Genomic DNA, 12,054 nt, shown 5'->3' on the forward strand with positions numbered 1-12,054 from the left:
CCGCCGGTTCCGGCTGTCAGTGGGCCGGCGGTGGTTGATCTGGCAACGTCAGCCAGTCACTGCTGCGCCCTGCCTGACGAACGCGTATCAGCCACTGGCCGTTTTCGTGGCGCAGCACCGCCCACGGCACCACGCCGGCGTTGCTGGCGATGGCAAGCTGCAAGTGGTAATGATCCGGCAGCAAGTGGCGGCGCACAGGCAACTGCCCGTCCTTGAGCGCCAGGTACAGCTGATCGTCAGCTTGAAAAAGCCCTTGTTCGATGTTTACCGGCAGGCCGTCCACAGGCGTTTGCAGATAGCAGTCCTGCAGTAATTGTGTCAGGTCGGGCAGCCCGTCGTACCAGAGCACCGGTGAGTCGATGACCCACTGCCCGTCGGCTTTGCGCTTGAGCGGTTGCTGCAGATAGGCATCTGGCTGGTCAGGGTCGATGGCTCGCCAGCGGTAGCCGTCGAAGCTGACCCGGTAATAGCGGTTGTCGTTGTCCTTGACGAAGTACAGCGATTGCCCACCAAACGCCGAGCTTTGCTCGTAGACACCTTCACCGTAGATACCGTCTATGCGATAGCGCAGGCTGCTGCTGCCCGGTTGTACCTGGAGGCGTGCGGGCAGCGGCAGTGGCGGTTGTTTGGGGATCCCGCGCAGGGATCGGCGCAGCACTCTGGAACCCAGAAAACTGGTTCCCGCATCGTTGATGTGGCTAAGCGCCTGATAGGCATGCCGTATCACCCCTTCGACATCCTCTTGCTTGAAGGCCTCGGCGCCGTCCCAGATATCGATTGCCATGCGGCCGATCGACAGCACCAGCAGCGCACGGTTCGGCAGCAGCAGGCTTATGAAATCCAGCAAACGCCAGCTCAACGCCATGACCGACTCCGCATTCACTTCGCTGGTCGTCATGCTGTCGGCATCGGCCTGGGCGATCAGCGCCCGGGCCTCGGCCATGTAGTAGTCGAAGAAAAGGTCGTCTTTGACCTCGGGCGTGGTCAAATGTGTGCTCAGGCGCCCCTTGTCCAGCAACCGCTGCACCGTGGCGGCAGGCAGCAATGGCAGGCGCTGGGCTACGTATGCTCTCAACGTGGGCTGTTGGCGCAATGTGCGAAGCAGTTCGCGGGTCGTGCGAAAACGGCGCCAGGCCCTGCGGTCTGGGGCATCCGGGGTGTACAGCACGCATGCCGGAGATTTGTAGGGGAGGCTGTTGAGCAGAAGCACGCCCTGCAGGGTATGGCCCATGATGTTCAACTGTCGAACAGTGACCGGGTAGCCGGCTACCGGTGCACGCAAGGCATTGTGTGGTTGGTCCAGCACTGCGCGCACCCAGTTGTAGCCATGTTCGAAAGGGTCTTCGCCAAAGTGTCCGGCGTAGCGCGCCTTGACTGCTTCAGCGTGCATGCGTGCACGGTTGACCCTGCTGTGCGCAGTCAGGCGCCATTTGCCCGCTCTGGAACTGATCAGTTGGGTGTGCAGGTACTTTGCGTAGCTGTCACCCACGTTCAGTTCCCGGACCATGTGCTTGACATACTGCGGCGTGAGCCCGGCGGGCATGGCTTTGCCGTGGGCATGGATCACCCGGGCAGTCAGCCAGTAGTCGGTATCGAACCACGGCAAGTTCTTGAGGGCGATCTCTTCGAGGGTGTTGATTTCCTCGACCATCTCCACCATCTCGTGGCCCACGCGTCGCATGCCTACATAGGTGACATAGGATGAGAGGGCGAAGGGATGCATGATGGCGCCCGTGCGGCGGGCGCGTACGACCACGATCTTGATCTCGCGAGGATCTGTGTCGTACCCCAGGTCATGGCCCAGGCGCTCGCGAAGGCGTGCGTTGGCCCAGGCCAGCAGGCTATTGCGTTGCTTGAAGTCGTCAAGGCTCAGCACTCCCGGGGCTGCAGCCTGCTCGGCGATTGCCACCAGCGTTTGCATGGCCTGCATCATATGGCTCAGGCCTTGCGCAGATGTATTGCGCAGCCAGTTGGGCAGATTCTTCTCAAGCAATTGAGAGTAGCGTGTTTGCAGGATGGGTTTGGCGCCGACTTCGGGCCATAGCGCCAGGGCTTTATGTATTCGGGTGTGCTGGTCGGGTGAGCCGTTGCTCCACAAGCCGGTGTCACTCAGGCGTTGGCGTTGGGCTTCTATCACACTGTCGATCTGGGCCTCCAGCAGGCTGTCGGCGTACCAGTCATAGCGCAGGCGCTGTGACCGGCGAGCGCGGTCCGCCTGCGTGTCAGTGTACAGATGCAGCAGCGGTCTGCTCTGGAGTGGGTCTTCCAGGCGTTCGCAAAGCTCCTGGTGCAGTGCGCCCAGGGAGTCGAAAGCCTCGACGCCTTGTGACAGGCTGCACAGCAAAGCAGCGCCTGCGGCATCCTGAGGCGTGAGCATAGGGCCTTCGGCGGTACCGGCAACGATGATCAGTGTGCCTGGCAGGTAGCTTCGCCAGTTGGGCCGTAGGCCTTCCAGCAGAACGCGGTAGACCTGTGGCCTTTTGGCCAGGGGCATATGCCTGCGCTGGGAGGGTAGTGGCTGTTGCAGGCAGGCCCATAGTTGATCGGCTGAGCGGTAGCCCAAGGTCTCGTCGCCCAGGCGCAGTTCAACCTCGGCCAGCATCAGCGCCTTGCGCAGTGCCAGCAGCTTTTGTCTGGGGGTTTCGCCTTGCTCATCGGCCGTGGTCCAGAAGCTGGCCAGTTCGCCGTGCAGCCAGGTGCGCGTGTCGGGGTTGATGGGGTGTTGAAGGTCGAGGGTCGGAAGGCCGTCGAGCAAGTCACCGATTTGTCGGTCGATCTGTTCCAGTTGTTCGAGGGGGCGCATGGGGCGGTTCCTTGGTTGAGGAAAACCCCATGCTTGGCAATACCTGCGGTTGCGGGGTGGTAGCGGGCTAGCGCCCCCGACGCCAGAGCAGCCCGCGCAGGCTCAGCAGGGCCGGCAGGCCCAGGCCGGCCCATGCCAGAACGTCCCAGCCACCGTCGCCGAGCAGTGCGGCGAACAGGCCCAGAAAGCCAAGCAGGGCAATCAACGCTGGCCAGGCGAAGAGGCGCGCAGTGGGTTGCGACCTGTGGCTCATGCGCGTGCCTCCCTGGGTTTGCGCTGCTTGCCCCACCACAGGTAGAGGCCGCTGCCGAGCACGATGATTGTCAGCACGTCCAGTAACGCCCAAAGGATCTGCATCGGTCGCCCGCCGTAATCGCCGAAATGCAGTGGCTGCGACAGGCCCATGGCATCCATGTACCAGGGACGGTTGCCGACGGCAGTCACTTCAAGGGTGCGAGCATCGATCAGTACTGGCGTGAACAGGTGCGAACTCAGGTGGGTGGCACCGTTCATGAACACCGCATAGTGGTGCTCGCTGGAGAAACGCGTGCCAGGAAACGCGATGAAGTCCGGGCGCATGCCGGGTGCGGCCCGCTCGGCAATGTCCAGCAGGCGAGTGGCTGGGGCGCGCTCGACGAGCGGCGGGGCGTCGCGGTAGGGGGCAACCATCGCAGCCAGGCTGTCGTTGCGCCAGGCCGCGATGACCAGGTCGGACAGGGCACTGATTACCCCGGTCACGCTCACTGTCAATGCCCAGGCCAGGGTGACCACGCCGATCAGGTTGTGCAGGTCGAGCCAGCGCAGGCGGCGGGACTTCTTGTGGCGTACGGTGCCGAATTCCAGGCGGCGCATGAACGGCGCATAGAGCACGGTGCCGGAGACAATCGCGACAATGAACAATACGCCCATGAAGGCCAGCAGCAGCTTGCCCGGCAGGCCTGCGAACATGTCCACATGCAGGCGCAGCATCACCATCATGAAACCGCCGTTGGCGGCCGGCATGGCCACCGCCTCGCCGGTGCGTGCATCGAGCATGAAGGTGTGCGACAGGTTGGGGTCGGTGCCGGCGGTGGCGGCGGTAATGGCGACCACGCCGTTGGGCTCGTCTTCATCGTAGCCGAAGTACTGCATGACCTCGCCGGGGCGATGTTGTTCGGCCTTGAGCACCAGTTGCTGCAGGTCGAGGTGCGGGGTGCCTGCCGGCATTTCACGCAGTTCAGGGGCGTCGCCTAGCAGGTGTTCGAGTTCGTGGTGGAAGATCAGCGGCAGGCCGGTGACTGCCAGCAACAGCAGAAACAGGGTACAGACCAGGCTGCTCCAGGTGTGGATCAAGGACCAGCGGCGGATGGTGGGGCTCTTCATCACGGTACCGATTGTTGTCGGTTGGAACCCGGGGCCGCAAGGCGGCCCCAGCTCACTCAGAACTTGTAAGTGGCGCTGGCGACAACGCTGCGCTCATCGCCGTAGTAGCAGTAGTACGCGTCACAAGTAGAGAGGTAGTCCTTGTTCAGCAGGTTGGTGGCGGTGACCGCGACCGACGCGCCCTTCAGGCTGCCGTTCAGGCGACCCAGGTCGTAATGCACCGACCCGTCGAAGACGGTGTAGGCCTTGGCCTTGCCCAGGTAGGTATTGCCTTGGTCGCCGTAGGTATTACCGGTATAACGCGCGCCCAGCCCGATGCCGAATCCGTCGAGTACGCCTGAGTGCCAGGTGTAGTCGCCCCAGATGGACGCTTGCTGGTTAGGCATCAGTTGCAGGCGGTTACCTTTGAAATCGCCATCCTGCACCTCGGACTTGGCCAGGGTGTAGGCGGCAATCACCTTCAGGTTGTCGGTCACATCGGAAACCGCTTCCAGCTCAAGGCCGCGGACTTTCACTTCACCGGTCTGGCTGGTGATGGTCACACCACCGACCGTGTTGGTGACCGAGACGTTTTTCTGAGTCAGGTCGTACACGGCTGCCGACAACAGGGTGTTGGACCCCGGCGGCTGATACTTCACGCCCAGCTCCCACTGTTTGCCTTCGGTGGGCTTGAACGAGTCCGAGGCCGACACACTGGCATTGCTGGACGGCTGGAACGACTCGGCATAGGACAGGTACGGCACGAAGCCCGAGTCGAACACGTAGCTGATGGCTGCGTTGCCGCTGAACTTCTTGTCCCGCTGGGTATTGGTGGCATCGCCCTGGTTGAAGAACTTGGTACCGGTGTGCACCCAGTCTTCACGACCGCCCAGGGTCAGGCGCCAGTTACCAAGCGCCATCTGGTCCTGCACATACAGGCCGGTCTGACGGGTTTTCTGGTTGTAGTCGTAAAACGCGGTCGAGCGATCCGGGCGAGTGATCGGCAGCCCGTAGACCGGGTTGTTGACGTTGCTGTCCGGCACGGTGAAGTCGAAGATCGACAGGTAGTTGGTGTTGATGCGCTGGTGGTCCAGGCCGATCAACAGCGTGTGGTTGATGTCCCCGGTAGCGAAGTCCGCCTGGAAGTTGTTGTCCACCGCGAACTGGCTGATGTCTTCATCGGTGTTGGTGGACATGCGGCTGACAGTGCCATCGTCTTTGACCGGGCCGCCGGGCTCGTAGTAACTGCCAGGGGTGATGGTCTGGAACGACAGGTCTGACTTGGTGTAGCGCAGGTTCTGGCGGAACTGCCAGACGTCGTTGATGCGGTGTTCGAAGGCGTAACCCAGCGCGTAGTAAGTACGGTCGTAGAACTCGTAATCCGGGTCACCCAGGTTCTTGTGGTGCGAGATCTTGCCGAACGGCATGTCGATCTTGGTGCCCTGGATGGGCCGGAATTGGCTGGTGGCACCGGTATCGTCACGGGTGAACTGGGTCAGGAAGGTCAGCGTCGTGTCTTCGTCAATGTTCCAGGTCAGGCTTGGGGCAATGTTGTAGCGCTTGTTGTCGATGTGGTCGATCTGGGTGCCACTGTCACGGATAACGCCACTGACGCCATAGAGAAAGCGACCTTCATCGTCGATCTTGCCGGTGCTGGCGAAGTTGATCTGGCGATGGTTGTCGCTGCCGTATTGAAGCTCGATTTCGTGAGCGCTTTCCGCTTGCGGACGGCGGCTGACCATGTCCAGCAGGCCGCCAGGTGGGGTCTGGCCGTAGATCGAAGAGGCCGGGCCGCGCAGCAGGGCGAGGCGGTCGAGGTTCCAGGTTTCGGCTTTCGGGTTGGCATACACCCCGCGTGGCAGCGGCAGCCCATCCAGAAATTGCGTTGGCTCGAAGCCGCGCACGCGCATCCAGTCATACCGCGTATCGCTGCCGAAGCTGGCGGAGACGATACCTGGCATATAGCGCACTGCATCATCCAGGCTGTGTACACCGCGGTCTTTCATTTGCTCGCGGGTGGCCACAGAGATGGAGCGGGGGACCTCCACAAGTGCCGTGTCAGTCTTGGTGCCAGCAGCAGTGCGCTTGGCCACGTAGCCTTCAACCGGGCCCCAGGCGCTTTCGCTGGCGCTGGTGGCATTCACGGTGGTTTCCGGCAAGGCCAGTGTGCCATCCGGCACGGCCACCAGGCTGTAGCTGCCCGCACTGCTCTGCTGCAACTGCAGGCCGGTACCGCTCAGGGCGGCTTGCAGGGCGCCCAGGCCGTCGTATTGGCCACTTACCGGGGTCGAGGTGCGTCCGCTGACCAGTGCCGGGTCGATGGCCAAGGCAATGCCGGCCTGGCTGGCGATCTGGTTGAGGGTGGTGGCCAGTGGCGCGCTGGGCAGGTTGTAGGCGCGCGACATGGATTGCTCGGCGGCGAACAAGGCAGGGCTGGTCAGCGGGGCAGCCAGGCCGATGGCCAGGGCCATCAGGCTGGGGCGCAGAATATGATCAACGGCACGGGACATGCGGCGGTTCCTCGACGGGTAAGTGCTTGCTGCTTCCTTGCCGAGCGAGATCTGAAAAGTGACAGGGTGAATCTGAAAAATATTGAGAATTATTTAAAAGGGGGTTTGCCAGCACCGGCCTCTTCGCGGGTGAACCCGCTCCTACGACGACCGTGATGTGTGTCCACCACCGTGGTAGGAGCGGGTTTACCCGCGAATACGGTGGTGGCGGCAACAGTGAACGGCGGGTGGAAATTGGCCAGCAGGCCCGGCCTCTTCGCGGGTGAACCCGCTCCTACGCCGACCGTGATGTGTGCCCACCACCGTGGTAGGAGCGGGTTTACCCGCGAATACGGTGGTGGCGGCAACGGTGAACGGCGGGTGGAATTTGGTCAGCAGGCCCGGCCTATTTGGACGTGACGTTCACCCACCACTGCGTATGCCGCTCGATCTTCACCGGCAACGCCGGCACCAGCGAGGCCAGCGCCAGGTCGGTGTTGGTCAGCGGGAAGCTGCCGGTCACACGCAGGTCGGCGACCTTGGCATCCACCCCGAGGTAGCCGCTGCGGTACTGGCCCAGTGTGGCGAGCAGGTCGCCCAGGCGTACGTTGTCGACCACCAGCATGCCGCGGGTCCAGGCATCGGCACCGGCAGGCACCGTGCCAACCTCGCCGAGGCCGTTGGCGTTCATCAACACCTGCTGGCCTTCGCGCAGCACCTGTTCGTCGCCGCTGTTATGCGGCATGGCGGCGACCGAGGCTTGCAGCACTTCCAGGCGCGTACCGCCGGCTTCGCGGCGCACCAGGAAGCGTGTGCCCAGTGGTCGCAAACGACCGTCCTCAGTGCGTATCAGCAGCGGGCGCGAGTCCTGGTGGCCGGTTTCGACCGAGATTTCGCCTTGGTGCAGCACGATCACCCGTTGCGCGCCGGCGTAGTCGATGTCCACGGCGGTGTGGGTGTTCAGGCTCAGCAGTGTGCCGTCTTCCAGGCGCAAGGTACGCAACTCTCCCGTGGCGGTGCGCTGGTCGGCCAGCCAGTAGCTGGGTGCCAGCGACGGGGCGCCGCCCCATGCCAGCAGCGCGCCGAGAAGAAACGTGCCAGCCAGCCCGCCGCCAACCTTGCCAATGCGTCGCCGCAGGCTGGCGCGTGATTGCAGCAGCGCCTGGCGTGCCGGGCCAGCCGCCGCGCTAACGCGTTGGTCCATGGCGCCGAGCTGGCGCCAGGCACGTGCGTGCTCTTCGCTGGCGGCATGCCAGCGCATGAATTCATTGCGCTCATCAGGCGTGCTGCTGCTGTCGCCGAGGCTGAGTTTCCAGGCAATCGCGGCTTCCAGGACCCGGGACGAAACCGGGACGTTGCTCACGTCGGCTCCCCATACAGGGCTACATAGCACTGGCGCATCCCTTGGGCGATGTACTGGCGCACCCGCGACACCGAAACGCCAAGGCGCTCGGCAATCTCGGCATGGCCCATGCCGTCCAGGCGGCTGTGCAGAAACGCCGCGCGAGCCTTGCTCGACAGCTTGCCGAGCAGGCGGTCGATGGCTTTGAGGTCTTCAAGGATCAGGTGCTGCATTTCTGGCGAGGGCTGTTCGGCTTCAGGGATCAATGCCAGTTCGGCCAGGTAGGCTTGTTCCAGCGCGGTGCGACGGAAGTGGTCGAACATCAGCCCCTTGGCCACGGCGGCCAGAAACGCGCGGGGTTCGCGGGGTGTCTCCAGTTGCTCACGACCAAGCAGGCGCACGAAGGTGTCCTGGCTCAGGTCTTCGGCACGTTGGCGGCAGGCCATGCTGCGTTGCAGCCAGGCGAGCAGCCAGCCGCGGTGGTCGCGGTACAGCGCACCGACCAGATCGGCGTGTGGGCTTTGTGCAGAAGACAAGCAGCGTCCCCCCGGAACGAATGCATTAACTAACGATAATTATTCTCGATTGTTGCAGAGGGGAGGGGGTGGGTGCAATGGACGCTTATCGGATTGCCATCATGGGGCTTGGTTTGAGTTATGTGGCGCCGGTGGGATCGAGCTTGCTCGCGATGCGCCGCACGGGCGGCGCTCAATCTCACCGGCGCTGCAAATCCCACGCCTTACAAACAATGACTCTGCATCTTGCGCCGTCGCCACCCGCGCAACCGTTGCTCAAGCTGCAGCGGGCTGTCCAGCTGCTGGCGCCGGGCCTGGCTGAACAGGATCAGCGCCAGTTCTGCAGTCACCTGGGCATCGGCACTGGCATGATGGCGTTCTTCAACCTGCAAGCCAAACCGTGCCACCCAGTCATCCAGCCCGGCCTCGCGCAGTACCGTGTCTGGGTTGAGCATCGGTGCCAGTTCGGCAACGTCGAGGAACATTGACTGCAAGCGATGCCCAAGGGTCTCTTTCAGCGCACGGGCCAGCATGCGCTGGTCGAATGGCGCGTGAAACGCCAGCACCGGGCTGTTGCCAATGAAATCGAGTAAATCCAGCAAGGCCTCGGCCGGGTCGCAACCGGCAGCCAATGCGCTGGGGCCCAAGCCGTGGATCAGTACGCTGGCGTTGGTCTTCTGCAAAGGCCGGTGCAGTGTGCGTTCGAACTGCTGGGCAAAGTCGATGGCTCCGTCTTCGATGGCCACCGCCCCAATCGACAGTACCTGATCACGGTTGGGGTTGAGCCCGCTGGTTTCCAGGTCCAGCACCACCCAGCGCTGCTCACGCAGGGTACATACCCCCAGCGGCACGGGCTTGGGCAACCGGGCCAGGCGCTGGCGCTTGGCGTGGTCCAGCTCGGGCGCGCTGGGGCGCAGCCAGGCGAACAGGCTCATAGCTGATACCGCAAGGCCAGGCTGCTTTGCAGGCGCTGAGCCTGGCGCAGCGACTCGCGCAGGATGCGCCGGTCCAGGTGGTTGAGGCTGTCCGGGTCGAGCCGGTTGGAGTAAGGCAGGTTGTCGCGAATCTGGCGTTGGTGCTGCTGCATGCGGGTTTGCTGGATGAAGTGGTAGGCCTCTTCATAGGCGGCGCCGTCCAACGGCTCGATCACGCCCTTGGCCACCAGTTGGCGTAGGCGCTCCAGGGTATTGCAGGCTGCTATGCCATTGGCCAGGGCCAGCAAACGGGCACCATCCACGAAGGGCGTCAGGCCCTGGACCTTGAGGTCGAGGGTCGCCGCCTTGTCGTTGCCCTGGCGTGTCAGCACGAACTCGCGCAACCGGCCCACCGGCGGGCGTTGGCGCAGGGCGTTGTCAGCCATCATGCGCTGGAAGATGCGGTTGTCGGCTACCTGTGCCAGCAGGCCCTGGCGCAGTTGCTCGCAGCCTTGCTCGTCGCCCCACACCACACGCAGGTCGAAGTAGATGCTCGAGCCCAGCAGGTTCTCCGGGCTGGCTTCGCGGACAAACCCGGCAAAGCGCCGCGCCCACTCGCTGCGCGACAGGCACAGTTCGGGGTTGCCGGCCATGACGTTACCCGTGCACAGGGTGAAACCGCACTGGGCCAGGCATTGGTTGATGTATTGCGCCAGCGGCAGCAGGCGAGCGCGGATGGCGTCGGCCTCGGCGCTGTCGACTGCTTCGAAGAGGATGCCGTTGTCCTGGTCGGTGTGCAGGGTTTGCTCACGTCGCCCTTCGCTGCCAAAGCACAGCCAGCTGAACGGCACGCCCGGGTCGCCACGTTCGGCCAGGGCCAGTTCGATGACCCGGCACACGGTATGGTCGTTGAGCAAGGTAATGATCTGGGTGATCTGCGTCGACGATGCGCCATGGGCCAGCATGCGTTCTACAAGCTGGCTGATTTCGCCGCGCAGCGAAACCAGCGTATCCAGGCGTGGCGCATGGCGTATGGTGCGCGCCAGGTGAACCAGATCGACCCGTTGCAGGGAGAACAGGTCGCGCTCGGAAACCACACCGCACAGGCGTCCGTTTTCCACCAGGCAGACATGGGCAATATGCCGCTCGGTCATGGCCATGGCGGCATCGAAGGCGCTGGCCTGGGGTGGGAGGTAGAACGGTTTGGCGGTCATGTGCCGGTCGATGGCGGCGCCCAGGTCGGCATCTACTGTCGCCACCACCTGGCGCAGGTCGCGCAAGGTGAAGATACCGATGGGGTAGCGCTGCGGGTCGACCACCACGATGCTGCCCACCTGTTGCTCGTGCATCAGCCGCACGGCTTCGCGCAGGGGCGTATGGGCGCTGCACACCACCGGGTGACGCATGGCCAGTTCACCCAGGGGGGTGTTCAGCGAGTATTGGGTGCCGAGGGTTTCCACAGCGCGCTGGCGTACTTGCTGATTGACCTGATCAAGCAGGCTGCTGACACCGCGCAGGGCAAAATCCCGAAACACTTCAGACATCGAGAACACGCGGATGAATGCGGCCTTGTTCAGTTGCAGGCAGAAGGTGTCTTCCCCGGCCAGGTGCTCGGTGCGGGTTGCCCGCTCACCCAGCAGGGCTGCCAGCGGGAAGCACTCGCCGCTGGTGATCTCGAACGTGGTTTCGACACCCGGTTTGGCCAGGTGCTGGCGCTCGCCAACCACGCGGCCCTGCTTGACGATGTAGAAGTGCTCGACCGGCCCGTCGGCAGGTTTGACGATGCTTTCACCGCAGGCGTAGAAGCGCAGCTGGCACTGCTCGACCAAGAAGGCCAGGTGGCTGTGCTCCATCTGATTGAACGGCGGAAAGCGCTGCAGGAACTGCAATGTGCCTTGGATGTTTTGCAGTACCGCTGTCTTGCCCGCCTGGCTGTAGGCGTCCTTTTTGCTCATGAAACTGACCGTATCGCTATGCCGAACTATATATATCTATATATAGGTACCGGCCATGTTGTTCTCTGCCTCCATGGTCGGCTTGCGGCGGGGTGGTGCCCATTGGACGTAAGTCTATGAGCGCCCTTGTCAAAGACCCGACGAAAGGCGAAACGGGTTACGCAAGTAATGCGGTCCTAATGCTGAAGCGGAATTATTTTGACGAGACAAGCATGCCCGAGCACACCGACATCCTGAGCGACGCCGAGCGCGAGGCCTTGGCCGTGATAAACCAAAGTGCGCCTGTGGAAGCCAGACCGTTGGTGCTGGTGGTGGATGACAACGCGGTGAACCGCGAGGCGCTGATCCTGTACCTGAAAAGCCGGGGCATTGATGCGGTGGGGGCGGATGGGGCCGAGGAAGCCAGGTTGTACCTGCACTACCAGAAGCGTATCGGGTTGATGATTACCGATTTGCGCATGCAGCCTGAAAGTGGACTGGACTTGATCAGGACAATTCGCGCGTCGGAGCGGGCGGCGTTGTCGATCATTGTGGTGTCGGGTGACACCGATGTGGAAGAAGCAGTGGATGTGATGCACCTGGGGGTGGTGGACTTCCTGCTCAAACCGGTGGATTTGGGCAAGCTGTTGGAGCTGGTGAGGAAAGAACTGAAAATGGGTTGATGCGCCAGGGGGCCGCAAAACGGCCCCCTGGCA

The 12,054-nt window shown here is 63.0% G+C and carries 9 protein-coding genes; 1 reads left to right on the forward strand and 8 read right to left on the reverse strand.

Features of this window, described 5'->3' with window-relative positions; genetic code table 11:
- Positions 1 to 16: 16 nt before the first annotated feature.
- The 8 genes from REH59_RS01645 to REH59_RS01680 all read right to left on the reverse strand — a co-directional run bounded on the left by REH59_RS01645 (position 17) and on the right by REH59_RS01680 (position 11,359).
- Positions 17 to 2,803 carry a dermonecrotic toxin domain-containing protein gene (locus REH59_RS01645; RefSeq protein WP_014860433.1) on the reverse strand — a complete coding sequence of 929 codons (2,787 nt, stop codon included), beginning with the start codon at positions 2,801 to 2,803 and terminating at the stop codon, positions 17 to 19.
- 67 nt (positions 2,804 to 2,870) lie between these two features.
- Complete coding sequence (locus REH59_RS01650; RefSeq protein ID WP_014860432.1) at positions 2,871 to 3,056, reverse strand: hypothetical protein; 186 nt, start codon at positions 3,054 to 3,056, stop codon at positions 2,871 to 2,873.
- Complete coding sequence (locus REH59_RS01655; protein ID WP_014860431.1) at positions 3,053 to 4,165, reverse strand: PepSY-associated TM helix domain-containing protein; 1,113 nt, start codon at positions 4,163 to 4,165, stop codon at positions 3,053 to 3,055. Before REH59_RS01655 ends, REH59_RS01650 begins: the two co-directional genes overlap by 4 nt.
- Positions 4,166 to 4,221: 56 nt before the next feature.
- Entirely contained in the window at positions 4,222 to 6,654 is a 2,433-nt protein-coding gene (locus tag REH59_RS01660) for a TonB-dependent siderophore receptor (RefSeq protein ID WP_014860430.1), read from the reverse strand.
- A gap of 385 nt (positions 6,655 to 7,039) precedes the next feature.
- Positions 7,040 to 7,996: a FecR domain-containing protein gene (locus REH59_RS01665; protein ID WP_014860221.1), complete on the reverse strand. Its 957-nt coding sequence runs from the start codon at positions 7,994 to 7,996 to the stop codon at positions 7,040 to 7,042.
- A complete protein-coding gene (locus REH59_RS01670) occupies positions 7,993 to 8,511 on the reverse strand; it encodes an RNA polymerase sigma factor (protein WP_003255629.1) in 519 nt (172 codons plus the stop codon). The genes REH59_RS01665 and REH59_RS01670 overlap by 4 nt, the downstream gene beginning before the upstream one ends.
- 203 nt (positions 8,512 to 8,714) lie before the next feature.
- Entirely contained in the window at positions 8,715 to 9,425 is a 711-nt protein-coding gene (locus REH59_RS01675; RefSeq protein WP_014860220.1) for a PolC-type DNA polymerase III, read from the reverse strand.
- Positions 9,422 to 11,359, reverse strand: coding sequence for a putative nucleotidyltransferase substrate binding domain-containing protein (locus REH59_RS01680; protein WP_014755106.1), 1,938 nt, complete (start codon positions 11,357 to 11,359; stop codon positions 9,422 to 9,424). The genes REH59_RS01675 and REH59_RS01680 overlap by 4 nt, the downstream gene beginning before the upstream one ends.
- A gap of 116 nt (positions 11,360 to 11,475) precedes the next feature.
- On the opposite strand from REH59_RS01680, the gene REH59_RS01685 reads away from it, so the two are divergent.
- Complete coding sequence (locus tag REH59_RS01685; protein ID WP_011953277.1) at positions 11,476 to 12,021, forward strand: response regulator; 546 nt, start codon at positions 11,476 to 11,478, stop codon at positions 12,019 to 12,021.
- Positions 12,022 to 12,054 lie beyond the last annotated feature (33 nt).

Source organism: Pseudomonas sp. BO3-4, assembly GCF_034044115.1.
Classification (GTDB): domain Bacteria; phylum Pseudomonadota; class Gammaproteobacteria; order Pseudomonadales; family Pseudomonadaceae; genus Aquipseudomonas; species Aquipseudomonas alloputida.